Here is a 26,281-nt window from a genome sequence, read left to right as displayed (position 1 = left end):
ATTGAGGGTTCAACCAAGCGTTGTGACGACGTGAAGAACATCGGCTTTCTCTCGTTCGGGCACTGGACGCCCTCGCCGCAGTCGCAGACCCGGTCCGCGTCCGACGCCCTGCTCCAGTCCATCGACCTCGCCGTCGCCGCCGAGGAGCTCGGCGCGGACGGCGCCTACTTCCGCGTGCACCACTTCGCCCGTCAGCTGGCGGCCCCGTTCCCGCTGCTCGCGGCCATCGGCGCCCGGACCAGCCGGATCGAGATCGGCACCGGCGTGATCGACATGCGCTACGAGAACCCCCTCTACATGGCCGAGGACGCCGGGGCGGCGGACCTGATCGCCGGCGGCCGGCTCCAGCTCGGCGTGAGCCGTGGGTCACCGGAGCAGGTGATCGACGGCTTCCGCTACTTCGGCTACGTGCCGGGGGAGGGTGCCGACCACGCCGACATGGCCCGCGACCACCTCCGCGTCTTCCTCGACGTCATCGACGGGCGTGGCTTCGCCCAGCCCAACCCGCGTCCGATGTTCCCGAACCCGCCCGGACTGCTGCCGCTCGAGCCGCAGTCACCCGGCCTGCGGGACCGGATCTGGTGGGGCGCTGGCTCCCGGGCGACCGCCGAGTGGACCGCCGAGCAGGGTCTGAACCTGATGAGCTCGACCCTGCTCACCGAGGACACCGGCGTGCCCTTCCACCAGCTGCAGGCCGAGCAGATCCAGCGGTTCCGCGAGGCCTGGACGGCCGCCGGCCACGACCGTGAGCCGCGGGTGTCGGTCAGCCGCAGCATCTTCCCGATCGTCAACGACATGGACCGTGCCTACTTCGGCCACGAGTCACGCAGCGAGGACCAGGTCGGTCACCTCGACGGCGGGCTGGCCCGCTTCGGCAAGTCCTACGCCGGGGAGCCCGACCAGCTGGTCAAGGACCTCGCCGAGGACGAGGCGATCGCGGCCGCCGACACGCTGCTGCTCACCGTGCCCAACCAGCTCGGCGTCGACTACAACGCGCACGTCCTCGAGAGTGTCCTGCGCGACCTCGCGCCCGCCCTCGGGTGGCGCTGACCGCTCTTGACTGCGGACTGACAGCCGGTTGACCGGCATCTGACGCCGCCACCGTCCCACATGCCGGACCGGTCACGACCGGTCCGGACATGACTCCGCCGGGTCCCGAAGGGCCCGGCGGAGGCGGTGTTGATAGGCCGCGCACGCCCGAGAAGTGGCCCGGCGGATGGGGTGTGGGGGGACACCTGGGGTGCCGGGACCACTATCTCGTGCGCGGATCTGTTCCCATTCTCGCACATAACTTGACAAGATGTGACCACAATTTGTCACACACGCTCGATGTGGGATCACAACAGACAAGGGGAACGTGTCATGAACGCAGTCAAGAAGGTCGCCGTCGCCGCCGTCGTCGCGCTGTCGCTCCTGGGCGTCACTCAGGCGGTCTCGCCCGCCTCCGCCGCCGACTCCAGCAAGGTCACCACCGCCGGCGGCAACCACTGGTGCTGCTGAACCACCACTCGTTGCTCAGCGCACGTAGTCGCGCTGGGGAACCGCAACGGGCCTGACCAGGCCCGTCGAGGCACCCGCTCGCCGGTAGGCGTCCAGAGCCGCCTCCATGTCACCCACGCCCTCGAGCAGTCCCGCTAGCTCGAACCACAGCTGGGCCACCGCTTGGTCCGCGCCGACTCCGCTCAGGAGCAGGACGGCCTCGTGGAAGTACGTGCGTGCCGTCGGCGCGCCCTCGTCCAGGGCAGCGACCTGCCCGAGCAGGGCCAGCCCCTCGGCGGCGAGCACCGGGGCACTGTTGCGCGTCTCCTCGACGGTCTCGTCGGCCAGGATGCGTGCCTGGGGCAGCTCGCCCATGAGGAAGCGCGCCCGCGCCTGACCGAGCCGGTTGATCGCCACCTCCGTGGGGGCGGCGCCCGTGAACGCGAGCTCGTGGCCGGCGCGGGTGAGGATCTCGAGAGCGTCCTCCGGCGTCGGCGGGTCGGTGCGGAGCTGGATCATGCCCAGCTGCGAGCGCAGCCGCGGGATGTTCTGCGACTCCTCGGTCGACTCCAGGATCCGGAGCGCACGCTCGGTCATCGGCAGGGCGAGCTCGGCGTTGCCGCGCTCGGACTCCATCACCGAGAGGTTCCAGTACGCCGAGGCCCGGGCGATCGGCGACGCCGTCTCCTCGGCGCGCTCGATGGCGCGCCGACACAGCCGCGCGGCGTACCCGGTGTCGCCCTGCTCGAAGTAGGCCGACGACATGCTCAGGGTGTGCCGGATCGCCTCGTCGAGGCCCTCCAGGCCGTGCTCCTGGATGAAGCGGATGCCCCGGTTGCCGATCTCGATCGCCCGGCCGAGCTCCCCGGAGATCCGGTAGCAGCGGCACAGCGTGGTCAGGCCGGTCAGCCACTGGAGGTCCTGCTGGCCGCTCTCGGCCAGGTCCTCGAGGAGCATGATCGCCGCCTCGAGGTCGCCGGTGCCCTCGAGCGCGCTGGCCTGCAGGTAGCTGGCGCGGCGGCGCAGGTCCGGCACCGACTCGGTCTGCGGGTCGGAGAGGATCCGGGCCAGCGGCTCGAGCGCCGCCTGGGGGGAGCCGGTGCCCAGGGCGAGCTCGGCGTGGTCGAGCATCACCCGCAGCTCCAGCATCCGGTCGGGGGAGACTCCGACGAGCAGCTCGTCGACGGTCACGCCGAGGCGCTCGGCGATCGTCTCGAGGAGCGTGGGGTCAGGGCGGCGGCTGCCGCTCTCGATCCGAGAGATGTAGCCGACGGACATCGTGTCGGCCGCGACCTGGGCCTGGGTGAGGCCGGCGCGCAGGCGTGCGGCGCGGACCCGGTCGCCCAGGGTGGCGAGGTCGATGGTGCGGCTGAGGTCGATCAGTGCTTCCTGCATTCGCCCATTGTGACTGAAATTGACAGCTTGTGGTCACATTCTTTGGTGCACGGGTGTCGCAAGAAAATGACAAGGCAGTCGGAACGGGCATGAGAAAGGGCCGCCGACCTCGCCCTCGCGAGGCCGACGGCCCTCTCTGACTGGGGTGAGTAACGGGACTCGAACCCGCGACATCTGCGACCACAACGCAGCGCTCTACCAGCTGAGCTATACCCACCAAGGCGGTCCCGGAGGACCGTCGGAGATTCTAGGGGAACTACTCGCCGTTCGTGGAATCGGGCTCGGCGGCCGGTACGTCGTCGGACAGTCCGGTCAGCGCCCCGCCGTGCCGGTGCGCGATCGCCCGCGCGACGTCGCTCTCCGGTCCGGGCGACGGCACGAACACCGCCTCGCGGTAGTAGCGCAGCTCCTCGATGCTCTCCTGGATGTCCGCGAGCGCCCGGTGGTTGCCCCGCTTCGCCGGCGCCTGGAAGTAGGCCCGTGGGAACCAGCGCCGCGAGAGCTCCTTGATCGAGGAGACGTCGACGATCCGGTAGTGGAGGAAGGACTCGAGGTGGGGCATGTCCCGGGCCAGGAAGGCCCGGTCCGTGGCGACGGTGTTGCCGGCCAGCGGGGGACGACTGCCGTCGGGGCAGTGCTCCTTGATGTAGGCGAGCACCCGCTCCTCGGCCTCGTCGAGCGTGATCCCGAAGTCGAGCTCGCGCAGCAGGCCGGACTTCTCGTGCATGTCGCGGACGAAGTCGTTCATCTGGTCCAGCGACTCCGCGGAGGGCTTGATGACCAGGTCGACGCCCTGGCCCAGCACGTTGAGCTCGAAGTCGGTCACCAGGGCCGCGACCTCGATGAGCGCATCGGCTCCGAGATCGAGTCCCGTCATCTCGCAGTCGATCCAGACCAGTCTGTCGTTCACGGGACAGCACCTTAGTCGGGGAAGGCCGGGACCTCCGACTCTCAGTTCCGGCTCAGGCGCCCCCTCTAGGGTCGGGGGCGTGAAGGAGTGGATCGGCCTGGTCGTGCGCCTGGTCGTCGGGGGCGTCTGGATCGCGGCAGCGGTCGTCAAGCTGCCCGACCCTGCCCAGAGCGTCGCGGCCGTCCGTGCCTACCAGCTGCTGCCGTCCTCGATCGTGCCGACCGTGGGGCAGCTCCTGCCGGTCGTCGAGCTCGTCGTCGGCCTGTGCCTCGTGGTGGGTCTGCTGACCCGTGGAGCGGCGGTGCTCTCGGCGATCCTCTTCGTCGCGTTCATCGTCGGCATCTCCTCCGCGTGGGCGCGCGGGATCACCATCGACTGCGGGTGCTTCGGCGGGGGCGGCTACGACCCCGACGCCGCGTCGAAGTACCCCTGGGAGATCGCCCGCGACGCCGCCCTGCTGGTCGGCTCCCTCTACCTGGCCTGGCTGCCGACGAGCAGACTCTCGCTGGACTCGCTGATGTTCCGCCGTACCGTCCCCGAAGGAAGCTGATGTCGAAGAAGAACCGTGCCGAGGACCGCGCCGCCAGGGCTGCAGCTGCGCTCGAGGAGCGCCGCCGGCAGGAGGCCCGCCGCCGCAACCTGATGGTCGGCGGCGTCGTCATCGCCCTCGTCGTCATCGTGCTCGCCGGCTTCCTGATCTCGCGTGGCCTCGACGACACCACCGACGTCAACGCCGACGCTGCGAGCTCCAGCAGCCAGTACGGCGTGGCCATCGGTCCCGACGACGCCCCGAACAAGGTCGTGATCTACGAGGACTTCCTCTGCCCCTACTGCGGCGAGCTCGAGAAGGCCTCGCGCGACGACCTCGCTCAGCTGGCGGCCGACGGCAAGGTCCAGGTCGAGTACCGCCCCTTCGACCTGCTCGGCCAGGGGGACCCGTCGAGCTACTCGGTGCGCTCCGCGGGCGCCTTCTCGATCGTCCTGGACAAGTCGGGCTCGGAGATCGCCAAGAAGTTCCACGACCTGCTCTACGAGAACCAGCCCAGCGAGTCCAGCTCGTCGTTCCCGACCAGCTCGGACCTCGCCGACCTGGCCGTCCAGGCGGGCGCGAAGGAGTCCGACGTCCGCGACGCGATCGAGGGCGACGAGGGCACCGACTGGGTCACGAAGGCGACCAAGGCCGCGGGCTCGGCCGGCGTGCAGAGCACGCCGACCATCCTGCTCAACGGCAAGGTCTTCCAGGACGGCACCACGGTCGACGACCTCGCGAAGAACCTCATCGCCGAGTTGCAGTAGCGCGATCCCGGTCTGCAGGATCGGCGGGTGCCGAACGAGTCCCTCTCCACGTTCATCGCCCACCTCCCCAAGGCCGAGCTCCACGTCCACCACGTCGGGTCCGCGTCGCCGCGGATCGTCTCCGAGCTGGCCGAGCGCCACCCGGGCACGGTGCCCAGCGACCCCGACGAGCTGCGTCGCTTCTTCGAGTTCCGCGACTTCGCGCACTTCGTCGAGGTGTACCTCGCCGTCGTCGGGCTGATCCGGACCCCGGAGGACATCCGTTACCTCACCCACGAGATCGGGCGGGAGATGGCGACCGAGCAGGGCCTGCGGTACGCCGAGCTCACCTGCACGCCGTACACCTCGGTGCGCCCGGACGCCGCCGACCTGGGCATGCCGATCGAGGCCTACACGGAGGCCATCGAGGACGCCCGGGTCGCCGTCGAGCGCGACTTCGGCTTGGTGCTGCGCTGGATCTACGACATCCCGGGTGAGTCCGGTCTCCCGGCCGCCGACGCCACCCTCGACTACGCGCTGCACCACCGCACCGACGCGCTGGTCGGCTTCGGGCTGGGCGGGCCGGAGATCGGCGTCCCGCGGCCGCAGTTCCAGCCGCACTTCGACGCCGCGCGTGCGGCGGGTCTGCACAGCGTCCCGCACGCCGGCGAGACGACCGGCCCGCAGACGGTGTGGGACGCGGTCCGGCTGCTCGGCGCCGAGCGGATCGGCCACGGCACCTCCTCCGCGCAGGACCCCGAGCTCCTCGCGCACCTCGCCGCCGCCGGCGTACCGCTCGAGGTGTGCCCGTCGTCCAACATCGCGACCCGGGCGGTCGCCACCCTGGACGAGCACCCGATCATCGCGTTCCGCGAGGCCGGCGTGACGATCACGGTCAACTCCGACGACCCGCCGATGTTCGGCACCACGCTCAACCGCGAGTACGAGATCGCCGCCGACCTGCTGGGCCTCGACGAGGCCGGCGTCGCCGAGCTCGCGCGGACCGCCGTGCGCGTGTCCTTCGCCGAGGAGGACGTGAAGGCGCGGGTGCTCGGCGAGATCGACGCGTACGCCGCTGCTGCCGTCGACTGAGCCCGGCTCCGAAATGAAATGAGCCCCGCGAGCTCATACCAAGCGGGGCCGAGTCCTTTCTAACCCGCGCGAGTCCGGAAACCCGGCATTGACGCGCGTGTCGACCCGATCGCACCGATCACGTGCATTGCGGTCACCGACGGCGCGCCGCGGACTAGGGTTGTTCCATGGGTTCCACGCCGATCCGCGTGGCGATCGTCAACGACTACGAGCTCGTGGTCGCCGGCGTCGCCGCCATGCTCGCGCCCCACCACGACCGGATCGGGATCATCGAGCTCGACTCGGGCCTCCCGGTCATCAGCGACGTCGATGTGATCCTCTACGACACCTTCGGCCAGATCCAGGGTGACGGCGTCGACCTGGAGGACCTGGTGCGCGGCAGCGATGCCCGGGTGGTCATCTTCAGCTGGAACACCCAGCCTGCGCTCGTGCGCAAGGCGATCGACCGCGGCGCGCGCGGCTACCTGTCGAAGGGGCTCGCTGCCGACCAGATCGTCGCCGGCATCGAGGCCGTCCACCGGGGCGAGACGGTGACGCCGCCCGAGTCCACGACCGAGGTCGGGGCCGGGGCGAGCGGAGACTGGCCCGGACGCGAGCACGGCCTGACCGCTCGCGAGGCGGAGGTGGTCGCCCTGATCACCCAGGGGCTGAGCAACCAGGAGATCGCCGAGCGGACCTACCTGTCGATCAACTCGGTCAAGACCTACATCCGGACGGCGTACCGCAAGATCGACGTCGGCCGGCGCTCGCAGGCCGTCGCCTGGGGGATGAAGAACGGCTTCGAGCCGGACCGGCTCCGCGTGATCGACACGACCCGCTGAGCGGTGGCGCCTGAACGACCACGGACGCGACGACCACGCAGGTGCACGCACCCTGACGACACCCACCATCCAGATACTTTCCACCCGCAGCACTAGGAGCTCGGGGCGGGAAGGCGGATCTGCATGGTGGTCCCCGAGGACGGAGCCGAGTCGAGCACGATCGTTCCAGCGTGCTGCTCGACGATCGTCTTCACGATGCTGAGACCCAGGCCGGATCCCTGGACCGCATGTTCGCCCGCGGCTGCGGTGCGGTAGAACCGGGTGAAGACGTCCTCGTGCTCGGCCGGGGGGATTCCCATCCCACTGTCCTGCACGGTGATGAACCGGAGACTGCGCGACGAAGGTCCCCGCTCCATGCCGACGCCGAGATCGATCGTTCCTCCGTCGGGCGTGAACTTGATGGCGTTGCTCCACAGGTTGGCGACGGCGCGTTCGAGCAGTCCTTGGTCGCCGTGCACCACCACCGGATAGGGCGCGAGTCTCACCCGGACGACCAGGTTGCGGTTGGCCAGCTGCGTGGTCACCATGTCGTGCGCCGCCAAGGCGACATCGTTGAGATCGACCGGCCTCACGTCGATCGCAAGCCCACCTGCCTCGGCCCGCGACAGGGTCAGCAGGTCGTCCACGAGCCCATGGAGGCGCGTGCCGTTGCGCGAGATCCTCGCCACGGCCATCGCCTGGGAGTCGGAGAGCCTGCCCATGTCCCCGTCCCGTAACAACTCGGCGTAGCCATTGATGTTCGTGATCGGGGTGCGGAGCTCGTGGCTGACGATGGACACCAGCTCCTGCTTCATCTCGTCGGCGGATCGGAACGCCTCGGCCGCGGCCCGCTCCCGTCTGTAGGCCTGCTCCAGTGCCTGCTGCGCCCTGACGCGCTCGGTGATGTCCTCACCGCTGGCGATGTAGCCCAGTGGTCTGCCGCCGGGCTCGGTCAGGCGACTGAGATTGAGCGAGATGACCCGCCGTGCGCCGTCGCCGCGGATGAACTCCCAGTCTCGCCTGAGCCCGGCAGCCATCTGAGCCGAGACCGCGGCCTCGTACCGCCCCCGGTGATCGTTGCCGTCGACGCCAAGCGCGGCAGCCTGTCGACGGACCTCTTCCTCCGCGTGGAGCGAGAAGGTGAAGCGTCCGATGAGATCGGCCGCCCTCACCCCGATCGCGGCCTCCGCCCCAGGGTTGCAGTGAGTCACCAGGCCGTCGAGATCGGTGGCGATGAACACGGTGCCCGTCGCTGAGTCCAGCATCCGTTGCACGGTCGTGGCAGCCCTGGTCGCCTGCCGAGTCACCGACGTCAGTCGCTCCACGGTCAACGCCAGCGGGACCAGCAGGTAGCAGACCGACGCCATGAACATGTACACGAGCAGGGGAGCGAACTGATCGTGGTGAGAGATGCTCTCCAGCGCGAGCGGCCCGCGTTCGGCGAGCGCGGCTACGAATGCGGACACCGAGACCACCAAGACCTGCAGGTGGGTCTCAGGAGCTTTCGCGCGGATCGCCGCCCAACCCAGCACCGGGAAGAGCAGGAAGGTCACCGGGAGCATCGCGTGAGGAGCGAAGATCCCCGCGGTGAAGAGCAACAGCATGGTGCGCTGCGCTGCGAGCTCAACGCTGTTGCCCGCTGTGAACCACCCGCCGGCCCGCCGGAGGACGAACGGGAGCAGCACCAGCTGCGCCGTCGTGGCCGCGAAGAACGAGACCACGCCCGTCAGCACGACCTGGTCGACCCCTCCACGTCCGGCTCCAGCGGCGGCCATGGCGCTCAGCACGCCGCACACGAGCCCTGCGAGCGCGGTCGTCCCGTGGTAGGCGTCGACCTCGCCTTCGTTGAATCGACGCAGCGCGACGGAGCCGGGTCGAACCCAATGGGCCGACAACGAGCCCGGCACCGTCACCGCGAGGGAGGCCACGCTTCCCTGCCACCAGGGAACGTCGTACGTAGCCCCGAGAACCAGACCCAGCGCCAGGCTCTGGATGGCGAAGTTCCACCACCGCCACGCACCACCGCCACGGACGAACAAGCACGCCGAGATACCCACTCCGGGCCACCCGGCATAGGACGTCGCATCCCATCCTGAGGCGGTGTCGAGCGCCGGTGCGCCTGCGCTCAGCAGCAGGAGCACGAGGAGGCCGACGAAGCCGGCGACTCGTCGGGGACTCAAAGGTGGACCCCCGGTCGGTCGACGTGTCATCTGAGGTTGAACTGGGTGTGAGCTGCTGCCCGAGCCTCGCTCGCGCCCCCGATGCTCGAGGAACGGGTCACCGTAGTGCACCCTTCGCATCGGCTGCGATCTCGGTCATCTGAGGGCTGGCCAGTGTGACGGCGGCGGCAACGCCTCGTGGCCGCAGTCAGCATGACCGTCGTGGGTTATCGGCGTCTCACCCGCGCGGGCGAAACCCGCGATGCTGCAGAGACGCCACCCGTCGACCGAAGACGTGTCACCACGCGACTGCCCACGGCCCGCACGTCACCGGTCAGTGGAATCCATGCATCGTGGTGAGCGCCCCCGACAGGACTCGAACCTGTGACCGGCGGATTAGAAGGCCGCTGCTCTATCCAGCTGAGCTACGGAGGCGGGCGGCTGTGAGCCGCGGTCAGTATGCCGCATGCCGGTCGCCGGACGTGGACGGAGACGGCGGGTTCCGTCGCTGCGCTGCGTGAGTGGAGTGCCGGGGCCCGCCGCCTCCTGAGGGGTCAGTGCCCGGCGCACAGCGAGGGCACCCTCACCCGTTCAGGTGGTTCTTGGGTTCCGTCGGTAGCGTCCGAACGGATGCAGACGACGATCGAGGCACCCGTCCGTACCGACCGCTCGACGCCACCCGCACCCACTGCGACACCGGCGCGGCCGCGGGCCGGTCGCCTGGCCCTCCTTGACGGGCTCCGCTTCGTGGCCGCCGCCGGTGTCGTGCTCTACCACTTCACCGCGATCCACTCGTCCTTCTGGGGCCTCGAGCCCGGCGGGCAGTTCCCGCGCCTCTTCGACGCCACGCGCTACGGCAACCTCGGCGTGCAGCTGTTCTTCTTCCTGTCCGGCTTCGTCATCCTGATGAGCGCCTGGGGGCGGTCGATCCCGCAGTTCGTCGCGAGCCGCGCGAGCCGCCTGTTCCCGGCGTACTGGGCCGGTGTCCTGCTCACCGCGACCCTCCTCGTCGCCGCCGGCGCCTACCTGCGCGTCTTCAACCCGCTCGACACCGTCACGAACCTGACGATGGTGCAGGGCGCCTTCGGCACCACCGACGTCGACAGCGTCTACTGGACGCTCTGGGTGGAGCTGCGGTTCTACCTGCTGATCGGTCTCTTCCTCATGTGGGGGATCACCCGTGACCGGGTCATCGCCGTCGCCCTGATCTGGCCGGTCGTCGGCGCCGTCTTCAGCCAGTACGACGACACGGCGTTCAGCGTGCTCCTCGACGCGTACGGCGCGCCGTTCTTCGCGGCGGGCATGCTCCTCTACCTCGTGCACCGGGAGGGCTGGTCGCCGCTGCTGGTGCTGGGGATCGCGTTCGAGCTCGCGCTGTGCATCACCACCGTCACCGGGGACATGTCGGCCACGACGGAGCACACCGGTGCCGCGCCGGACCCGTGGGTCATCTCGCTGGTGCTGCTCGGGTCGTTCGGGCTGGTCGCCCTCGCCTCGACGACGCGGCTGCAGCACCTGCAGTGGCGCTGGCTGAGCACGGCCGGGCTGCTCACCTACCCGCTCTACCTCGTCCACCAGGTCTACGGGCTGTGGATCATCAAGACCCTGCACCCCTACGTCGACAAGTGGGTCGTCCTCGCCGTGGCGATCGGTGCCACCACGACCCTGGCGTGGGCGGTGCACCGATGGGTGGAGCGGCCGTTCGGGCCACGCCTGCGGCGCTCGCTGCTGCGTGGTCTCGACCACAACCCGGGCGGGGCCCGGCCGTCCTCGACTTGAGTTCCGGCCCGGGGACCTGCCTACGGTCGATCCGCCCCGGGTGACCCCGGGGCGGCCCCGGTCCGCCGCGTCCTGCCCGACCGGGAGTCCCGCGATGTGATCCGAGGCAGGAGCGGTGGCGCCGCACATCCGCGGCCTCCGACCCCGCAGGCGTTCGAGGAGATCAACCATGCGCATGCGCACGCTCCTGACCACGGCCGCCTTGGCGGCGGCCACCATCACCCCGGTCGTCGGCACCGCCACCTCCGCCGACGCGGCCTCGGCCCGCACCTGGAACCGGATCGCCCAGTGCGAGTCCGGCGGTCGCTGGCACATCAACACCGGCAACGGCTACTTCGGCGGCCTGCAGATCAGCAAGCGCACCTGGAACGGGTACGGCGGGCGACGGTTCGCGGCCTACCCGCACCGCGCGACCAAGGCGCAGCAGATCCGCGTCGCCGAGCGGATCCAGAACGGCCAGGGCTGGGGCGCCTGGCCGAGCTGTGCCTAGAGGTGGCTTAGCCGCGCAGCCGGCCCATCCACTCCTCGACCTCGGTCGAGGTGCGGGGGAGGGCGGCGGAGAGGTTCAGCGGCTCGTCGGCCGTGACGAGGATGTCGTCCTCGATCCGGATGCCGATGCCGCGCAGCTCCTCGGGGACGAGCAGGTCGTCCTCCTGGAAGTAGAGGCCCGGCTCCACGGTCAGCACCATGCCCTCGGCCAGCGTGCCCTCGGCGTACGTCGCCGGTGCGGCCATGCCGCAGTCGTGGACGTCCATGCCGAGCATGTGGCTGGTGCCGTGGAGGGTCCAGCGTGCGTAGACGCGGCTGTCCGGGTCGAGGGCCTCCTCGACGGAGACCGGCAGCAGGTCGAGGTCCGCCAGCCCGTGGGCGAGCACCTCCATCGCGGCGTGGTGGGCGGCCCGGAAGGGCTGGCCCGGGCGGACCGCGGCGATGCCGGCCTCCTGGGCGGCATGGACGAGGTCGTAGAGGCGGCGCTGCAGGTCGGTGAAGGTGCCGTCGACGGGCAGCGTGCGGGTCACGTCGGCGGTGTAGAGCGAGCGCTGCTCGACACCCATGTCGAGCAGCACGAGCTCGCCCGGCGTGATCGGGCCGGAGTTCTCGATCCAGTGCAGCGTGGTGGCGTGCTTGCCGCCGCCGACGATCGAGTCGTAGCCGATGTCGTTGCCCATCGCCCGCGCCCGGCGGAAGAAGGTGCCCTCGACCCAGCGCTCGCCCATTTCGATGCAGCGGTCCCACTCGCGCACGACGTCCTCGAAGCCGAGCGTGGTGATGTCGCAGGCCTCCTGCAGCTGCGCGACCTCCCAGTCGTCCTTCACGAGCCGCAGCTCGGAGGCGACGCGCGCGAGGTCGGCGTCGGTGGTGAGGTCGCGGGTCTTGCGGTCGTCACCGAAGGTCGGGAGGTCGTCGACGTGGCAGACCTCGATGCCGAGGGAGTCCGACATCTCCTTCAGTGACGGGCGCCGGCCGGCCCACAGCTCGCCGTACTGCCGGTCGCGGAAGAACTCGTCGGTCTCCCGCGAGGACCGCGGCCGCGCGTAGAGGACGGACTCGCCGTCCTCGACGACCAGCACGGCGTCGCTGGTCTGGTTGCCGGAGAAGTAGGTGTGGGCGGTGTCGGGACGGAAGCGGTAGTCGGTGTCGTAGGCGCGCACCTTGTAGGTGCCGGCCGGGAGCACGAGCCGCTCGCCCGGGAACGCCGCGGCGAGGCGGGCCCGGCGCTCGGCGGCCGGTCCGGCGACGTCCTGGACCGGGAGGTCGAGCTCGCGCTCGCCCCAGCCCTCGCGCATGAACGCGGCGTAGGCCTCCGGGACGGCGGGGTCGTGGCTCTCGGTCTTGGGGTCGGCGCTCTGCTGCTCGTTCACCGCTCCACTGTACGCCGGGGGACGGGTCGGACGGCCTGCCCCCGATAGGCTGCCGCCCATGCCTGGAGCGCGTCGGAGCGGCACCGCGTCGTCGGTGGCCTTCACGGTCGTCGTGACCGTGCTGGTGCTGCTCGGCGCCCTCGTGATGCTCGCGATCGTCGCGCTCTCGGGCGCCCCCGGCAGCGTGGTCCTGGCGACCGCGCTCGCGGCGCTGCCGGTCGGCCCGCTGGTCGGCTGCTACATCTGGCTGGACCGCTACGAGCCCGAGCCGCGCACCCTGCTCGCCGCGGGTCTGCTGTGGGGCGGCTTCGTCGCGACCGCCGTCGCGATCCTGCTCCAGGGCGTGGGTGGCCTGGTCGGCGGCTTCTCCGACACGCTGAGCCTCGAGATCGTCGCGCCGGTGACCGAGGAGGCCACCAAGGGACTCTTCCTGGTGCTGCTGCTCTGGTGGCGCCGCGCCGAGCTCGACGGCGTCCTCGACGGCATCGTCTACGCCGGCATGGTCGGGATCGGCTTCGCGTTCACCGAGAACATCCTCTACCTGGCCGCGGCGTACAACGGCACCGACGGCATGGGCCCGGGCGGCACTGAGGCGGTCACCTCGACCTTCGTGGTCCGCTGCCTGGTCAGCCCGTTCGCGCACCCGCTCTTCACGGCGTTCACCGGCGTCGGCGTCGGCCTGGCGGTCGCGTCCCGCACCGGCCTGGGCCGCACGCTCTGGCCGCTCGCGGGCTACGCGTGCGCCGTCGCCGCGCACGCGATCTGGAACACCGCGACCGTCTACGGCCTCGGCAACTTCGCGCTCGCGTACGTCGTGCTGATGGCCCCGGCCTTCATCGGCATGTTCTCGCTCGCGGTCTGGTCGCGCAGCACCGAGCGTCGGTTGCTCGCCTCCGCGCTTACCGACGCGGCCGCCCGCGGGCTGGTCCCGGCGACCGACATCGGGTGGGTCGTCGACCTCGGCGCACGGCGCCGCAGCAGGGCCTACGCACGGGAGGTCGGCGGAAAACCGGCAGAGCAGGCGATGCGCGACTACCAGCAGGCTGCTATCGAGCTCGGCTTCCTGCACTACCGTTTCCTGCGAGGCACCCCGCCGCCCGACTATGCCGCGCGCGGACAGGAGTTCCTCCAGCGGATCGACACGCTCCGACCGTCGATCGCATTCCCTGGACAGGTGGTACCCACGAGATGACGGTCTCCCCAGACCACGAGTCCCGCATGCTCACGGCCCTGGTGCGGCTGCACGACGCGCTCCAGGCCGTGCGGCTCCCGCTCGACGTGCCCGAGGTCGAGGCACGCCGTACGACGCTCACGCAGCTGGTCGACCAGCTCGAGGACTACGTGCTGCCGCGGCAGATGAGCCTCGACGCGCCGCTGCTGGCCGTCGTCGGCGGCTCGACCGGTGCGGGCAAGTCGACCCTGGTCAACACGCTGGTCGGCCGCCGCGTCACCGCGTCCGGGCTGCTCCGGCCGACCACCCGGTCGCCCGTCCTCGTCCACCACCCCGACGACGCGCAGTGGTTCGGCCAGGACCGGCTGCTGCCCGACCTGGTCCGGGTCGACCACTCGACCGACGACCGCCACTCGCTCCAGCTGGTCGCCTCCGACACCGTGCCCGCCGGCCTCGCGATCCTCGACGCGCCCGACGTCGACTCCGTCGAGGAGGACAACCGCAGGCTCGCCGCGCAGCTGCTGGCGGCCGGTGACCTGTGGCTCTTCGTCACCTCCGCCGCCCGCTACTCCGACCAGGTGCCGTGGGAGTACCTCAAGCGTGCCGCCGAGCGCTCCACCGCGGTCGCGATCGTGCTCGACCGCACCCCCGCGGACGCCGTCGAGACCGTCGCCGCCCACCTGGCCCGGATGCTCGCGAGCCGCGGGCTCAAGGACTCCCCGCTCTTCACCGTCAACGAGGCCGCGATCGACGAGGAGGGCCTGCTGCCGGCCCGCGAGGTCGCCGACGTCCGCGCCTGGCTCGAGTCGCTCGCCGACGACTCCGACGCCCGGTCCGCCGTGGTCCGGCAGACCCTCGACGGCACCGTCCGCACCCTCGCCCGACAGGCCCACGTCGTCGCCGACGCCGTCGCCGAGCAGGTCGTGTCGCTCGACGGGCTCCGCCAGTCGGCCACGACGGCCTACGACGACGCCGAGGAGGCCGCGGTCGCCGCGTGCTCCGACGGCTCGCTGCTGCGCGGCGAGGTGCTCGGCCGTTGGCGCGAGCTGGTCGGCACCGGCGAGCTGCTGCGCTCGCTCGAGCAGCGCGCCGGCCGGATCCGCGACCGGCTGGTCAGCGCGGTCAAGGGCACCGCGCAGCAGGCCGACCGGGTCTCCGTGGCGCTCGAGTCGGCGCTGGAGCTGATGGTGCTCGACCAGGCCGAGCGCGGCGCGACCGCGGCGTACGACGCCTGGTCGGCGCTCGACCACGGCAAGCCGCTGCTCGCCGCGGACCCCGGCCTCGGTCGCGCGTCGACCGACCTGCGCCGTCGTGCGGAGGCCGAGGTCCGTGCCTGGCAGGCCACGGTGGCCGAGCTGGTCAAGGCCGAGGGTCCGGAGCGGAGGACCGCCCGCTACCTCGCCTACGGCGTACGCGGCCTCAGCGTCACCCTGATCGTGCTCGCGCTCTCGGACGCGGTGCCCACGCACGAGGAGGACTCCGGCGTCGGCGCCGGGCGCGGCCTCCTGGAGGCGGTGTACGGGTCGGAGCTGACCCGCGACCTGGTCTCGCGGGCCCGGGCCGACCTCGAGCGGCGGGTGCGCGCCCTGCTCGCGGGGGAGCGCGACCGCTACCTCGGACTGCTGGAGGGTCTCGCGGTGCCCGACGACGCCGCCCAGCAGGTGCGCGCGGCCGCCCGGCGGGTCGACGACCGACGCTACGAGCAGGCCCGGCCGGACCAGGATCTGCTGACCTGATCCCCGTGCCCTAGGGTGGGAACGCACTGTCACACAGCGGGTCGAGGGAGAAGATGACGTCCTTGCTCGAGGGGACCGACCGCCTGGTCACCCGCGGCACCGACATCGGCGCCCGCATCGACGGGCTCGACGACGCCACCCGGGCCGCCCGGGGCCGGCTCGACGACGAGCTCGTCGACGCCGCCCAGCAGGTCGTCGACCTCACAGCGGGCCGCCTGCGCCTCTCCGCGCGGCACACCGTGGTCGCCATCGCCGGCGCCACCGGGTCCGGCAAGTCCTCGACCTTCAACGCGCTCACCGGGCTCGAGCTCTCCGCCGTCGGCGTACGCCGGCCCACGACGTCGTGGGCGACCGCCTGCGTGTGGGGCCGTGACGGCGCCGACGAGCTGCTCGAGTGGCTCGGCATCCCGCCGCGCCACCAGACCACCCGCGACTCGATGCTCGACAGCGGCCGCCGCGGCGCCGAGGCCGAGCTCGACGGCGTGGTCCTGCTCGACCTGCCGGACCACGACTCGACCGAGGTCTCCCACCACCTGGAGGTCGACCGCCTGATCGGCCTCGCGGACGTGATGGTGTGGGTGCTCGACCCGCAGAAGTACGCCGACGCGGCCATCCACGAGCGATACCTCGCCCCCTCCGCGGTGCAGCAGGACGTCATGCTCGTGGTCCTCAACCACATCGACACGGTGCCCGAGGAGCGGCGCCAGTCGATGCTCGACGACATCCGGCGGCTGCTCGACGCCGACGGGCTCGACCGCGTGCCGGTGCTCGCCGTGAGCGCCCGCAACGGCACCGGCGTCCCGGAGCTGCGGGCCGAGATCGCCGCGCGTGCCGCCCAGAAGCAGTCCACCCGCGCCCGCCTCGACGCCGACGTCCGCGGCGCCGCCGAGCGCATGTCCTCGGCCTCCGGTGACGGGCAGACCCGCGTGGTCGAGCCGGCCCGGGTGGCCGCGCTCGACGCCGCGCTCGCGGAGGCCGCCGGCGTCCCGACCGTGGTCGACGCCGTCGAGGCGTCGCTGCGGATCCGGGGCAACCGGGCCACCGGCTGGCCGATCATCGGCTGGCTCTCCGGCATCAAGACCGACCCGGTCAAGCGGCTGGGCCTCGACCTCGGCGACGAGGGGGAGCGGCTCAGCGGCCGCACCCGCACCTCGGTGCCCGAGGCGACCGGCGTCCAGCGCGAACGCGTCGACGCCGAGGTCCGGGCGCTCGCCGACGACGTCTCGACCGGCCTCGGCCAGCCGTGGGTCGAGGCCGTGCGCCGCGCCTCCGTGTCCCGGCTCGACGAGCTCGGCGACCGGCTCGACGGCGCGCTCGCGGCCACCGACCTCGGGGCCGCGCGGCTGCCCGTCTGGTGCACGCTCGTGCGGGTCCTCCAGTGGCTGCTGCTCCTGGCCGCGGTCGCCGGCCTCGGCTGGACCGGTGCGCTGGCCGGGCTCGGCCGGCTCGGCGACGACAGCCTCCAGGTCGCCGGCGCCCCGATCCCGGTGGTGCTGCTGGTCGGGGGCATCGTGCTCGGGCTGGTGCTCGGCCTGGTCGCCCGGGTGCTCGTGGGCCGGATGGCCCGCGCCCGCGCCGCCGTCGCGGACGAGCGGCTGCGGCACGGCGTGGACGAGGTGGCCCACGAGCTCGTCATCGAGCCCGTCGAGACCGAGCTGGTGGCCTACACCACGGTCCGCAACGGCCTCGCCCGCGCCCTGGCCTGAGCCTCCGGTCCACCGCGCAGCCGGGCCACCTTCCGTCCACAGGCGGAGCTCGGACCGCGTTCTCCACCGCCCGGCCACGCCGGGACGCGAACCGTCGGTGCCGCCGCGTTGCCTCGTCCTCGACCCACGAGGCCCGCTCCCGGGCCCGGAGACGAGGAGAGATCGATGAGCGACAGCACCATCACCGTCCGCGGCTGGCTCGGAGCCGACGTCCAGCTGCGCCGGGCCGGCGACGTGCCGGTGGCCAGCTTCCGGCTCGCGTGCACGCCCCGCAAGTTCAACCGCCGCACCGAGTCGTGGTCCGACGGCCAGACGCAGTGGTTCTCCGTGAACGTCTGGCGTGCCCTGGCCGAGCACTGCGCCGCCTCGCTGCGGCGCGGCGACCCCGTCGTCGTGCACGGGCGGCTGGAGACCCGCTCCTACGTCAACGCCGACAACGTCGAGGTGGTCTCGTTCGAGATCGACGCGATCCACGTCGGCCACGACCTGAGCCGGGGGACGAGCGTGTTCACCCGGGCGACGCGCCCCGAGCAGCACCCGCCCGCCCCGGACGCACCCGAGGCGGCCGCCTGAGCGCGGCGGTCCCGGACCTCCCCGTCCGGGGCCGCCGACCCCCGATCGGGTCGCGCACGCCGACTCCAACTAGGCTCGGGGACCATGGCGGAGTATGTGTTCACCCTGCGCAACGTGCGCAAGGCCCACGGCGACAAGGTCGTCCTCGACAACGTGACCCTCTCGTTCCTGCACGGGGCGAAGATCGGCGTGGTCGGTCCCAACGGCACCGGCAAGTCCTCGCTGCTGCGGATCATGGCCGGCCTCGACCACGCCAACAACGGCGACGCGATCCTCGACCCCGAGGCGACGGTCGGGATGCTCCAGCAGGAGCCGCCGCTCACCGAGGGCAAGACGGTGCTCGAGAACGTCGAGGAGGCCGTCGGCGACATCAAGGGCAAGCTCGACCGCTTCAACGAGATCTCGGAGGAGCTCGCCGACCCCGACGCGGACTACGACGCGCTGCTGGCGGAGATGGGCGACCTCCAGACCGACCTCGACCACGCCAACGCGTGGGACCTCGACAGCCGGCTCGACCAGGCGATGGACGCGCTGCGCTGCCCGCCGCCGGACGCGATCGTCGACAACCTCTCCGGTGGCGAGCGCCGCCGCGTGGCGCTGTGCAAGCTGCTGCTCCAGCAGCCCGACCTGCTGCTTCTCGACGAGCCCACCAACCACCTGGACGCCGAGTCCGTGCAGTGGCTCGAGGGGCACCTCAAGTCCTACCCCGGCGCCGTCCTGGCGATCACCCACGACCGCTACTTCCTCGACAACGTCGCCGAGTGGATCCTCGAGCTCGACCGCGGCAAGACGCACCCCTACGAGGGCAACTACTCCACCTACCTGGAGACCAAGAAGGAACGCCTCAAGATCGAGGGGCAGAAGGACGCCAAGCGCGCCAAGATGCTGGAGAAGGAGCTGGAGTGGGTCCGCTCCAACGCCAAGGCCCGGCAGACCAAGAGCCGCTCGCGCCTCGCCCGCTACGAGGAGATGGCGGCCGAGGCCGACCGCGCCCGCAAGATCGACACCTCCGAGATCAACATCCCCGCCGGTCCGCGCCTGGGTGACGTGGTGCTCGAGGCGAAGGGCGTCACGAAGGGCTTCGAGGGTCGCACCCTCATGCACGACCTCTCGTTCTCGCTCCCGCGCGCCGGCATCGTCGGCGTCATCGGCCCCAACGGCGTCGGCAAGACCACGCTCTTCCGGATGATCACCGGCACCGAGACCCCCGACGAGGGTCAGCTCAACGTCGGCCAGACGGTGAAGATCTCCTACGTCGACCAGAGCCGCGGCGGCATCGACCCCAACAAGAACGTCTGGGAGGTCGTGTCCGACGGGCTCGACTTCATCAAGGTCGCCAACTTCGAGATGAACTCCCGCGCCTACGTCGCCTCGTTCGGCTTCAAGGGCCCGGACCAGCAGAAGAAGGCCGGCGTGCTCTCCGGTGGTGAGCGCAATCGCCTCAACCTCGCGCTCACGCTGAAGATGGGCGGCAACCTGCTGCTGCTCGACGAGCCCACCAACGACCTGGACGTCGAGACGCTGTCATCGCTCGAGGACGCGATCCTCGACTTCCCCGGCTGCGCCGTGGTCACCTCGCACGACCGGTGGTTCCTCGACCGGGTCGCCACCCACATCCTCGCCTGGGAGGGCGACGACGAGGACACGGCGAAGTGGTTCTGGTTCGAGGGCAACTTCGCGTCCTACGAGGAGAACAAGATCGAGCGCCTCGGCCTCGAGGCCGCCCGCCCGCACCGGGTCACCCACCGGCGCCTCACGCGCGACTGATCGCCGACCCGGCAGCAACTGATCGCTCACCCGGCGATCAGTTCCTGCCGGGTCAGCTCAGCGCATCTCCATCTCGGGGTGTCCGGCGACGAGGTGGTCGGACACGGCGTCCATCACCCGGCCCAGCGCGGCGAAGTCCTCGGCGCTGACCAGGTCGACCAGGTTGTCCCGGACGCCGCCGACGTGCACGGGGGCGACCCGGGCCAGGAGTGCGTAGCCGCGGTCGGTCATCGACGCGACGACCCCGCGACCGTCCTCGGGCGAGCTGGCCCGCTCGACCAGGCCGGTCCGCTCCATCCGGGCGATCGTGTGCGTGACCCGGCTCCGGCTGTGGGCGAGCGCGTCGGCGAGCTGGGCCATCCGCAGCTGGCGCCCCGGGCTCTCGGACAGGCGGACCAGGATCTCGTACTCCACCAGCGAGAGGTCGCAGACCCGGCGCAGGTCGTTGTCCAGCCGATCCATGAGCAGCGTCATGCCCATCAGCAGGGCACGCCAGGAGCGCTGCTCGTCCTCGTCGAGCCAGTGTGTCTCGTTCTCCCCCGAGTCGATCACGGTTCGCACTATAGGGGGCCGTTCCCGTCGCGCCGGGCGACGCGACGGGAACCGTGGGTCAGAGTCGCTCGAGGATGAGCGCCATGCCCTGGCCGCCGCCGACGCACATGGTGATCAGGCCGGTGGTCTTGTCGTGCCAGTCCAGCGAGTTGAGCATCGTGTTCTGGAGGCGGGCCCCGGTCATGCCGAAGGGGTGACCCACGGCGATCGCGCCGCCGTTGACGTTGAGGCGGTCGAGGTCGATGCCGAGCTCCTGGTACGACGGGACGACCTGGGCCGCGAACGCCTCGTTGATCTCGACGAGGTCGATGTCGCCGATGCTCATGCCGGCGTGGGCCAGCGCGCGCTTCGTCGCCTCGACCGGGCCGAGCCCCATGATCTCGGGGGACAGGCCGGAGACGCCGGTGGAGACGATCCGGGCCAGGGGCTCGAGGCCCAGCTCGGCCGCCTTGGTGTCGGACATGATGATCACGGCCGCCGCGCCGTCGTTGAGCGCGCAGCAGTTGCCGGCGGTCACGACGCCGTCGGGGCGGAAGACCGGCTTGAGGTCCTTGATGCCGTCGTAGGTGACGCCGGCGCGCGGGCCGTCATCGGTGCTCACGACGGTGCCGCTGGGCGTGGTCACCGGCGTGATCTCGCGCGCCCAGAAGCCGTCGTTGATGGCCTTCTCGGCGAGGTTCTGCGAGCGGACGCCGAACTCGTCGAGCTCCTGGCGGCTCAGGCCGCGCAGCTTGGCGACGTTCTCGGCGGTCTGGCCCATCGCGATGTAGACGTCCGGGAGCAGGCCGTCCTCGCGCGGGTCGTGCCAGCCCTGGCCGCCCTCGGCGGTCTTGTCGGTGCGCGCCTTGGCCTCGTCGAACTCGTGGTTGTGGGTGTCGGGCCAGTGGTCGGAGGTGCCCTTGACGAAGCGCGACACGGTCTCCACGCCGGAGGAGATGAAGACGTCGCCCTCGCCCGCCTTGATCGCGTGGAAGGCCATCCGGGTGGTCTGCACCGAGGAGGAGCAGTAGCGCGTGATGGTCGCACCCGGGACGTCGTCGAGGCCGTTGAGCACGTTGACGACGCGGGCCATGTTGTTGCCGGACTCGCCGCCCGGGAGGCCGCAGCCGAGGTAGTGGTCGTCGATCGTCGTCGGGTCGAGGGCCGGGATCTTGTCCAGCGCCGTCTGCACGATGAACGCGCTCAGGTCGTCGGGACGGAACTCGGTCATCGAGCCCTTGTTGGCGCGGCCGATGGGGGTGCGGGCCGCGGAAACGATGACTGCCTCGGGCATGGGAACCGTCCTTCTGGATCGAGATGACGCGGGTGGGCCGCCAGTCAGACTAGACCGTGTTCTAACGGCGCGGGCGAGACGCTCGTCACGCCCGCGCTCAGGCCTCGAGCTCGCCGGTCAGCGCGGTGCCGAGGACCTCCAGCGACCGGGAGAGGAAGGCGCGCCGCTCGTCCACCGGGCGGAGCAGCGCGGCCAGCAGGATGCCGTCGTACGACGCCACCAGCGCCTCCGCCCGCGCGTCGCTGTGCTCCCGGCCGGCCGAGGTCATGATCGCCTCGACGATCTGCACCAGCCGCGAGCGGTGGTCGGCCAGCAGCCGGGCGAGGTCGGCGTCGCGGGTGGCGGCCATCGTGAGCTCGAGCCGCGCGACGAGCAGCTCGCGCTGCTCGAGCCAGCGCCCGAAGAGCTCCAGCGCGCCGTCGACGCCGCCGGCCTTGCCGGTCTTCTGGAGGTTGCCACGGAGCCGGTCGGCGAGCTCGTCGACGTCGGCGACCAGCCGGTCGGCGACGTACTCCGTGAGCGCCGCCTGGAGCGCCTTGCGGGTGCGCAGGTAGGCCGAGCAGCTGCCCTCGGGGAGGCCCGCACGTCGGTCGACGGCGCGGTGCGTGAGCCCGCGCAGGCCCTCGTCGGCGATCACGTGCAGCGCCGCCTCGAGCAGCTGGCGGCGTCGGGGCGAGAGCGTCGCGCCGCGCGCGGCCGGGGTCTCGGCGGGGTCGGGGAGCGGGGGCATGGGGTCCTTCCGTGACGGCGGCCCGGGGCCTGTGAGGCGGGACACTACCGCGCCGCTTGCCCCGTGCCGGGGGAGCGGCGTACCTTCTACATACGTAGACACTACAGATGTAGAAAGGATCTGTGATGATCTCCTTCAGCCTCACCACCGCCGTCGTCCTCACCGCCGTCGTCGCCCTCGTCGCGGCCGTGGCCCTGGCCTCCGCCGGCACCGTCGCGGGTCGCTTCGTCGCCAGCAACCGCCGCGTGCGCCTGGCCCGCCACGAGTCGATGCGCAGCTACTACGGCGGCCTGCTCCTCAGCCACTGACCGTCCGCGGCACCGACCGCGGACAACCGGTCGCCGCACGGTCTGGCAGCATCGGACCGTGCGGCACCGCTACGAGTGCCCGATGCGCTGGGCCGACATGGACCAGCTCGGGCACATCAACAACGTCGTCTACGTGGACTACCTCCAGGAGGCCCGCGTCGACATGCTGCGCACCCACGGCCCCGCCGCCAGCACCGGCGAGCTCGCCGAGGGGGTGGTGGTCGCCCGCCACGAGGTCACCTACGTCGCGCCGCTGCACTTCGGCTTCCGCCCCGTCAGCATCGAGTCGTGGGTGACCGAGATCCGCGCGGCGACGTTCACCGTCGCCTACGAGATCTTCCACGAGACGCCCGAGGGGGACCGGCAGGTCTACCTGCGCGCGAAGACCGTGCTCACGCCGTACGTCTTCGCCGACGAGCGGCCTCGCCGCCTCACCGAGGTCGAGCGCGAGACCCTCGGCGGCTTCCTGGAGCCGGACGACTCGGCGCCGAGTGCGCGCCTCGCCCGGTCGCGGCCGGACGAGGTGCTGCACTACCCGGTGCACGTCCGCTTCTCCGACGTCGACGTCTACGGGCACGTCAACAACGTGAAGTACTTCGAGTACCTCCAGGAGGCGCGGATCTCCGGGTTCGCCCGCCTCTGGCGCGGGCTGGACCCGCTCACGCTCGTGGTCGCCCAGACCGACGTCGACTACCGCGCCCCGATCCTCTTCCGGCCCGAGCCGTACGACGCCTGGTCCTGGGTGTCGCGGGTCGGCCAGCGCTCCGCGACCATCGACTCGCTCATCTGCGACGGCGACCGGGTGCTCGCGCGGGCGCGCGTCGTGATCGTCTTCTTCGACCAGGCGACCCAACGCTCGACCGCGCCCGCGGAGCCCTACCTCGAGCGGCTGCGCGCGCTGCTGCCGACCTGAGCCGCCGGCTCGGGGTCCGTCCGCGTGCCGGGATCGGCCGGGACGAGCCCACGGAGCCGGCGCAGCCCGCGGTGCCTGGCCACCCGGACCGCGACCGCGGTCATCCCGAGCGCCTCGGCGGTCGCCGCGACGTCGAGACCGACCACGTCGCAGCAGGTGACCACGTCACGCTCGCGTGGCGGGAGCCCGGCCAGCACGCGGGTCACCCAGTCGTGCCCGGCGTACGCCGCCTCGGGGCCCGACACCGCCGGGTGCGGCATGGTGAGCGTGTCGGCGGGCGTCGTGGCCCGGCGTTGACCGCGGCGGCTGATGTTGCTGCCCAGGTGGCGGGCGATGCCGAAGAGCCAGCCGGCGAACGCGTCGGAGTCACCGTGGAAGTCCTGGACCTTCTGCGCCGCCACCAGCCACGCCTCGGCGGCCAGGTCCTCCGGCGCGACCGCGTAGTCCTGGGTCGGACGGGTGCCCAGCCAGACCAGCAGTCGGCCCGCGTGGGCGCGGTAGAGGGCGCGCCACGCCTCCGCGTCGCCCTGCTTGGCGCGCGTGACCTGCTCGTCGTCCCGGCGGTTCACTCTCCCGACCGACCGCTCCGTCCGTGGTCGTCGGTGGATCGGCCACGATCCTTGGACCACCCGTAGTGGTGGCCGCGGTCCCCCGGGGCGTCGGGTCGGCCGCGCCCCTCCGAGCCGTTCTCGTCGGACGCCTGCCCGTCATGGCCGCCGGGACCCCGGTCCGCGTCGGGCTGGTCGTCGGACGCGTCGCTCCCGCTGGTCGGCCGGCCGGACGCCGGTGGTGCCTGGGTGACCTGTCCCTGCTCGCTCGACCCCGGGTCCGAGTCGGAGGAGTCCGAGCTCGAGTCCGGGCGCTCGCTCACCGTGGGGGCCGGGCTCGGCTGCTGGGGCGGCGACACCGGGGTCGTCGGTGTCGGCCGGTCGATCGGCGCGGGCGTGTCGGTCGAACCGACGTGGCCGAGCCAGGCGATCCCGCCGACGACCGCGGCGACGCTCGCGGCGGCCAGTGCCACCCGCCAGCCGGACCCGGTCCGACCGGTCGCTGCGGGGTGGGCCTCTGCCGCTGCGCTGGCGGCCGCGAGGGCGCTCAGCTGGGCGAGGAAGACCTCGTCGGGCTCCAGCGTGGGCACCGCGACCCGCAGACCGTCGGCGGGTGTCCGTGGCGAGTGGTCCATGTCTGTCCTGTTCCCCCGTTCCGCCCCGGCGCCAAACGGCGCCGGGGCGTCCCCCTCCGGGTCAGTCGTCGGTGCCGCCGCGGTGGCCCCAGCCGTGGTCGCCGTGGTCACCGCGCTCCGCGTGGTGGGCCGGGTCCTGGCCGTAGTGGTGGCCGCGGTCGGCGTGCTCGGCGTGCTCGCCGTGCTCGCCCTTGTCGCCGTCGTGGTCGCACGGACCCTTCGGGTCGTCGGTCGTGGTCGCCGCCGGCGCCTCGGTCGGCTCGGCCGTCTCGGTCGGCTCCGGCGCGGCCGTCTCGGACGCCTCGTCCGACGGCTCCTCGGCCGGCGTCTCGGTCGCGGTCGGGGCGGGGTGCTCGAGCGCGTGCTTGGCCGCGTTGCGGGCGTGCACCTCAGCGGCCTTGGCCTGCCCCTTGGCGGCGTGGGAGCTGACCTCGTGGCCGTTCTTGTTCAGCACCGGAGCGGGCGTCGCGCTCGGGTCGTCACCCGTGCCTTGGGTGGCGTAGGCGGCGCTGAAGGTCAGGGCCGCGGCGATCGCCGTGCTCGCGGTGAGGGCTGCGGTGGTCCTGCGCATGGAGGTACCTCCTGGTCAGGGGTGGCGGTGTCCCGCCCGGTCACCCCACACCTGTCACGGGATCGTCGCCGCGTTACAGCGATCCCGAGATCACTCGAAGGTGTTGACCATGAACTGCGCGGCGTGGGTGACGTAGTCCCAGAACTGGGCGTCCTGCTCGGGGGTCAGCTGCACCTCGTCCAACCCGGCTCGGAAGTGCATCAGCCAGTGGTCCTTGGCCTCCGGGTTGACCGCGAAGGGCGCGTGCCGCATCCGCAGGCGAGGGTGACCGCGGGTGTCGGAGTACGTCGTCGGCCCGCCCCAGTACTGCACGAGGAAGAGCAGGAACCGCTCCTCCGCGGGGCCGAGGTCTTCCTCCGGGTAGAGCGGCCGCAGCACCGGGTCCTCGGCGACGCCCTCGTAGAACTTGGCCACGATCCGCCGGAACGTCTCGAAGCCGCCGATCTCCTCGTAGAACGTCGTCACCATCCCATTGTGACGATCCTCGGGAACGCCTCGCACACCGGCGTGCCAGACTCGCGATCACCAAGTCTTTTCGAGCAACGCACGAGGAGTGATCAGCACATGGCCACCACCCGCACCGCGAGCACGCACTGGGAGGGCACCCTCTTCGAGGGCGCCGGACAGGTGACGCTGCAGTCGTCCGGCATCGGCACCTACGACGTCTCCTGGGCCTCGCGTGCCGAGGACGCCAACGGCAAGACCAGCCCCGAGGAGCTCATCGCCGCGGCGCACTCCTCCTGCTTCTCCATGGCCCTCTCGAACGGGCTCGCCAAGGCCGGCACCCCCGCGACCTCGCTCGACACGAGCGCCGAGGTCGACTTCGTGCCCGGCACCGGCATCACCGAGATCCGGCTCACCGTCAAGGCCGTCGTGGACGGCATGAGCAACGACGACTTCGTCGCCGCCGCGACCGCCGCCAAGGAGGGCTGCCCGGTCAGCCAGGCGCTCGCCGCCGTGCCGATCAAGCTGGACGCGGCGCTCGCCTGAGCGTCGTACGCCGCGCCGACAGCTAGTGTCCTGAGTCGGAAGTTCATGCGCACTGCG

General features: G+C 71.6%; 27 protein-coding genes and 2 tRNA genes. 16 read left to right on the top strand and 13 right to left on the bottom strand.

Features of this window, described 5'->3' with window-relative positions; genetic code table 11:
* The first annotated feature begins 30 nt into the window (after positions 1–30).
* Positions 31–1,050, top strand: coding sequence for an LLM class flavin-dependent oxidoreductase (locus K8U61_RS04445; RefSeq protein WP_224121755.1), 1,020 nt, complete (start codon positions 31–33; stop codon positions 1,048–1,050).
* Between the two features lie 312 nt (positions 1,051–1,362).
* Positions 1,363–1,500, top strand: a complete 138-nt coding sequence (locus K8U61_RS04440; RefSeq protein WP_224121754.1) for a hypothetical protein — start codon at positions 1,363–1,365, stop codon at positions 1,498–1,500.
* A gap of 15 nt (positions 1,501–1,515) precedes the next feature.
* Here the strand turns inward: K8U61_RS04440 and K8U61_RS04435 are convergent, their stop codons facing one another.
* The 3 genes from K8U61_RS04435 to orn all read right to left on the bottom strand — a co-directional run bounded on the left by K8U61_RS04435 (position 1,516) and on the right by orn (position 3,784).
* Positions 1,516–2,874: a helix-turn-helix domain-containing protein gene (locus K8U61_RS04435; RefSeq protein ID WP_224121753.1), complete on the bottom strand. Its 1,359-nt coding sequence runs from the start codon at positions 2,872–2,874 to the stop codon at positions 1,516–1,518.
* A 141-nt stretch (positions 2,875–3,015) separates the two neighbouring features.
* Positions 3,016–3,091, bottom strand: a tRNA-His gene (locus K8U61_RS04430).
* 39 nt (positions 3,092–3,130) lie between these two features.
* Positions 3,131–3,784: an oligoribonuclease gene (gene orn / locus K8U61_RS04425; RefSeq protein ID WP_224121752.1), complete on the bottom strand. Its 654-nt coding sequence runs from the start codon at positions 3,782–3,784 to the stop codon at positions 3,131–3,133.
* A gap of 79 nt (positions 3,785–3,863) precedes the next feature.
* Between orn and K8U61_RS04420 the strand changes: the two genes are divergently transcribed.
* The 4 genes from K8U61_RS04420 to K8U61_RS04405 all read left to right on the top strand — a co-directional run bounded on the left by K8U61_RS04420 (position 3,864) and on the right by K8U61_RS04405 (position 6,972).
* Positions 3,864–4,334 (top strand): MauE/DoxX family redox-associated membrane protein, encoded by a 471-nt coding sequence (locus K8U61_RS04420; RefSeq protein WP_224121751.1) that lies wholly within the window; start codon positions 3,864–3,866, stop codon positions 4,332–4,334.
* Positions 4,334–5,080, top strand: a complete 747-nt coding sequence (locus tag K8U61_RS04415; protein ID WP_224121750.1) for a DsbA family protein — start codon at positions 4,334–4,336, stop codon at positions 5,078–5,080. The genes K8U61_RS04420 and K8U61_RS04415 overlap by 1 nt, the downstream gene beginning before the upstream one ends.
* Before the next feature lie 27 nt (positions 5,081–5,107).
* Positions 5,108–6,151, top strand: coding sequence for an adenosine deaminase (locus K8U61_RS04410; RefSeq protein ID WP_224121749.1), 1,044 nt, complete (start codon positions 5,108–5,110; stop codon positions 6,149–6,151).
* A gap of 167 nt (positions 6,152–6,318) precedes the next feature.
* A complete protein-coding gene (locus K8U61_RS04405) occupies positions 6,319–6,972 on the top strand; it encodes a response regulator transcription factor (protein WP_224121748.1) in 654 nt (217 codons plus the stop codon).
* A gap of 92 nt (positions 6,973–7,064) precedes the next feature.
* Here the strand turns inward: K8U61_RS04405 and K8U61_RS04400 are convergent, their stop codons facing one another.
* Positions 7,065–9,092, bottom strand: coding sequence for an ATP-binding protein (locus K8U61_RS04400; RefSeq protein ID WP_224121747.1), 2,028 nt, complete (start codon positions 9,090–9,092; stop codon positions 7,065–7,067).
* Positions 9,093–9,471: 379 nt separating this feature from the next.
* Positions 9,472–9,545: transfer RNA gene (locus tag K8U61_RS04395), tRNA-Arg, on the bottom strand.
* Between the two features lie 195 nt (positions 9,546–9,740).
* Here K8U61_RS04395 and K8U61_RS04390 point away from each other — a divergent pair.
* Together K8U61_RS04390 and K8U61_RS04385 are read left to right on the top strand one after the other, a co-directional pair.
* The gene (locus K8U61_RS04390; RefSeq protein ID WP_224121746.1) at positions 9,741–10,889 is read left to right on the top strand and encodes an acyltransferase family protein; all 1,149 of its coding nucleotides are present in this window, start codon (positions 9,741–9,743) and stop codon (positions 10,887–10,889) included.
* Positions 10,890–11,058: 169 nt separating this feature from the next.
* Positions 11,059–11,379 (top strand): transglycosylase family protein, encoded by a 321-nt coding sequence (locus K8U61_RS04385; RefSeq protein WP_224121745.1) that lies wholly within the window; start codon positions 11,059–11,061, stop codon positions 11,377–11,379.
* 7 nt (positions 11,380–11,386) lie between these two features.
* Here K8U61_RS04385 and K8U61_RS04380 read toward each other — a convergent pair whose 3' ends face one another.
* A complete protein-coding gene (locus K8U61_RS04380; protein WP_224121744.1) occupies positions 11,387–12,751 on the bottom strand; it encodes an aminopeptidase P family protein in 1,365 nt (454 codons plus the stop codon).
* 58 nt (positions 12,752–12,809) lie between these two features.
* Here K8U61_RS04380 and K8U61_RS04375 point away from each other — a divergent pair, with 58 nt between their 5' ends.
* The 5 genes from K8U61_RS04375 (at position 12,810) to ettA (ending at position 19,704) form a co-directional block, all read left to right on the top strand.
* The gene (locus tag K8U61_RS04375) at positions 12,810–13,943 is read left to right on the top strand and encodes a PrsW family intramembrane metalloprotease (protein ID WP_224121743.1); all 1,134 of its coding nucleotides are present in this window, start codon (positions 12,810–12,812) and stop codon (positions 13,941–13,943) included.
* A gap of 26 nt (positions 13,944–13,969) precedes the next feature.
* Positions 13,970–15,658, top strand: coding sequence for a dynamin family protein (locus tag K8U61_RS04370; protein WP_224121742.1), 1,689 nt, complete (start codon positions 13,970–13,972; stop codon positions 15,656–15,658).
* Positions 15,659–15,711: 53 nt separating this feature from the next.
* Entirely contained in the window at positions 15,712–17,364 is a 1,653-nt protein-coding gene (locus K8U61_RS04365; RefSeq protein ID WP_224121741.1) for a GTPase, read from the top strand.
* 165 nt (positions 17,365–17,529) lie between these two features.
* Positions 17,530–17,937: a single-stranded DNA-binding protein gene (ssb, locus tag K8U61_RS04360; protein ID WP_224121740.1), complete on the top strand. Its 408-nt coding sequence runs from the start codon at positions 17,530–17,532 to the stop codon at positions 17,935–17,937.
* A gap of 84 nt (positions 17,938–18,021) precedes the next feature.
* Positions 18,022–19,704 carry an energy-dependent translational throttle protein EttA gene (gene ettA / locus K8U61_RS04355; protein WP_224121739.1) on the top strand — a complete coding sequence of 561 codons (1,683 nt, stop codon included), beginning with the start codon at positions 18,022–18,024 and terminating at the stop codon, positions 19,702–19,704.
* A 57-nt stretch (positions 19,705–19,761) separates the two neighbouring features.
* Here ettA and K8U61_RS04350 read toward each other — a convergent pair whose 3' ends face one another.
* From K8U61_RS04350 to K8U61_RS04340, 3 genes are all read right to left on the bottom strand, one after another.
* Complete coding sequence (locus K8U61_RS04350; RefSeq protein ID WP_224121738.1) at positions 19,762–20,256, bottom strand: MarR family winged helix-turn-helix transcriptional regulator; 495 nt, start codon at positions 20,254–20,256, stop codon at positions 19,762–19,764.
* A 58-nt stretch (positions 20,257–20,314) separates the two neighbouring features.
* On the bottom strand, positions 20,315–21,529 hold the full coding sequence (locus K8U61_RS04345; RefSeq protein ID WP_224121737.1) for an acetyl-CoA C-acetyltransferase: 1,215 nt from the start codon (positions 21,527–21,529) through the stop codon (positions 20,315–20,317).
* A gap of 97 nt (positions 21,530–21,626) precedes the next feature.
* The gene (locus K8U61_RS04340) at positions 21,627–22,259 is read right to left on the bottom strand and encodes a TetR/AcrR family transcriptional regulator (protein ID WP_224121736.1); all 633 of its coding nucleotides are present in this window, start codon (positions 22,257–22,259) and stop codon (positions 21,627–21,629) included.
* A 125-nt stretch (positions 22,260–22,384) separates the two neighbouring features.
* Here K8U61_RS04340 and K8U61_RS04335 point away from each other — a divergent pair, with 125 nt between their 5' ends.
* Together K8U61_RS04335 and K8U61_RS04330 are read left to right on the top strand one after the other, a co-directional pair.
* The gene (locus K8U61_RS04335; RefSeq protein WP_224121735.1) at positions 22,385–22,567 is read left to right on the top strand and encodes a hypothetical protein; all 183 of its coding nucleotides are present in this window, start codon (positions 22,385–22,387) and stop codon (positions 22,565–22,567) included.
* Between the two features lie 58 nt (positions 22,568–22,625).
* The gene (locus K8U61_RS04330) at positions 22,626–23,480 is read left to right on the top strand and encodes an acyl-CoA thioesterase (protein WP_224121734.1); all 855 of its coding nucleotides are present in this window, start codon (positions 22,626–22,628) and stop codon (positions 23,478–23,480) included.
* On the opposite strand, the gene K8U61_RS04325 is transcribed toward K8U61_RS04330, so the two are convergent.
* The 4 genes from K8U61_RS04325 to K8U61_RS04310 form a co-directional block, all read right to left on the bottom strand.
* On the bottom strand, positions 23,444–24,049 hold the full coding sequence (locus K8U61_RS04325; RefSeq protein ID WP_224121733.1) for an RNA polymerase sigma factor: 606 nt from the start codon (positions 24,047–24,049) through the stop codon (positions 23,444–23,446). The genes K8U61_RS04330 and K8U61_RS04325 overlap by 37 nt on opposite strands.
* Positions 24,046–24,663: a hypothetical protein gene (locus K8U61_RS04320; protein WP_224121732.1), complete on the bottom strand. Its 618-nt coding sequence runs from the start codon at positions 24,661–24,663 to the stop codon at positions 24,046–24,048. Before K8U61_RS04320 ends, K8U61_RS04325 begins: the two co-directional genes overlap by 4 nt.
* 61 nt (positions 24,664–24,724) lie before the next feature.
* Entirely contained in the window at positions 24,725–25,234 is a 510-nt protein-coding gene (locus K8U61_RS04315; RefSeq protein WP_224121731.1) for a RodZ family helix-turn-helix domain-containing protein, read from the bottom strand.
* A 90-nt stretch (positions 25,235–25,324) separates the two neighbouring features.
* Complete coding sequence (locus K8U61_RS04310; protein ID WP_224121730.1) at positions 25,325–25,702, bottom strand: globin; 378 nt, start codon at positions 25,700–25,702, stop codon at positions 25,325–25,327.
* Between the two features lie 96 nt (positions 25,703–25,798).
* Here K8U61_RS04310 and K8U61_RS04305 point away from each other — a divergent pair, with 96 nt between their 5' ends.
* Complete coding sequence (locus tag K8U61_RS04305) at positions 25,799–26,224, top strand: OsmC family protein (RefSeq protein ID WP_224121729.1); 426 nt, start codon at positions 25,799–25,801, stop codon at positions 26,222–26,224.
* Positions 26,225–26,281: the final 57 nt, after the last annotated feature.

This window comes from Nocardioides mangrovi, assembly GCF_020073815.1.
Classification (GTDB): Bacteria; Actinomycetota; Actinomycetes; order Propionibacteriales; family Nocardioidaceae; genus Nocardioides; species Nocardioides mangrovi.
Note: the sequence above shows the minus strand (reverse complement) of the source record. Positions and strands in the feature narration are given on the sequence as shown.

What these genes read in the sequence shown, in the direction of transcription:
- ssb (WP_224121740.1), top strand. Translation starts at nt 17,530, where the DNA reads ATGAGCGACAGCACCATCACCGTCCGCGGCTGGCTCGGAGCCGACGTC.
- K8U61_RS04305 (WP_224121729.1), top strand. Translation starts at nt 25,799, where the DNA reads ATGGCCACCACCCGCACCGCGAGCACGCACTGGGAGGGCACCCTCTTC.
- K8U61_RS04415 (WP_224121750.1), top strand. Translation starts at nt 4,334, where the DNA reads ATGTCGAAGAAGAACCGTGCCGAGGACCGCGCCGCCAGGGCTGCAGCT.
- K8U61_RS04435 (WP_224121753.1), bottom strand. Translation starts at nt 2,874, where the DNA reads ATGCAGGAAGCACTGATCGACCTCAGCCGCACCATCGACCTCGCCACC.
- K8U61_RS04405 (WP_224121748.1), top strand. Translation starts at nt 6,319, where the DNA reads ATGGGTTCCACGCCGATCCGCGTGGCGATCGTCAACGACTACGAGCTC.
- K8U61_RS04315 (WP_224121731.1), bottom strand. Translation starts at nt 25,234, where the DNA reads ATGCGCAGGACCACCGCAGCCCTCACCGCGAGCACGGCGATCGCCGCG.
- K8U61_RS04385 (WP_224121745.1), top strand. Translation starts at nt 11,059, where the DNA reads ATGCGCATGCGCACGCTCCTGACCACGGCCGCCTTGGCGGCGGCCACC.
- K8U61_RS04340 (WP_224121736.1), bottom strand. Translation starts at nt 22,259, where the DNA reads ATGCCCCCGCTCCCCGACCCCGCCGAGACCCCGGCCGCGCGCGGCGCG.
- K8U61_RS04345 (WP_224121737.1), bottom strand. Translation starts at nt 21,529, where the DNA reads ATGCCCGAGGCAGTCATCGTTTCCGCGGCCCGCACCCCCATCGGCCGC.
- K8U61_RS04440 (WP_224121754.1), top strand. Translation starts at nt 1,363, where the DNA reads ATGAACGCAGTCAAGAAGGTCGCCGTCGCCGCCGTCGTCGCGCTGTCG.
- K8U61_RS04390 (WP_224121746.1), top strand. Translation starts at nt 9,741, where the DNA reads ATGCAGACGACGATCGAGGCACCCGTCCGTACCGACCGCTCGACGCCA.
- K8U61_RS04310 (WP_224121730.1), bottom strand. Translation starts at nt 25,702, where the DNA reads ATGGTGACGACGTTCTACGAGGAGATCGGCGGCTTCGAGACGTTCCGG.
- K8U61_RS04320 (WP_224121732.1), bottom strand. Translation starts at nt 24,663, where the DNA reads ATGGACCACTCGCCACGGACACCCGCCGACGGTCTGCGGGTCGCGGTG.
- K8U61_RS04335 (WP_224121735.1), top strand. Translation starts at nt 22,385, where the DNA reads ATGATCTCCTTCAGCCTCACCACCGCCGTCGTCCTCACCGCCGTCGTC.
- K8U61_RS04370 (WP_224121742.1), top strand. Translation starts at nt 13,970, where the DNA reads ATGCTCACGGCCCTGGTGCGGCTGCACGACGCGCTCCAGGCCGTGCGG.
- K8U61_RS04375 (WP_224121743.1), top strand. Translation starts at nt 12,810, where the DNA reads ATGCCTGGAGCGCGTCGGAGCGGCACCGCGTCGTCGGTGGCCTTCACG.
- ettA (WP_224121739.1), top strand. Translation starts at nt 18,022, where the DNA reads ATGGCGGAGTATGTGTTCACCCTGCGCAACGTGCGCAAGGCCCACGGC.
- K8U61_RS04365 (WP_224121741.1), top strand. Translation starts at nt 15,712, where the DNA reads ATGACGTCCTTGCTCGAGGGGACCGACCGCCTGGTCACCCGCGGCACC.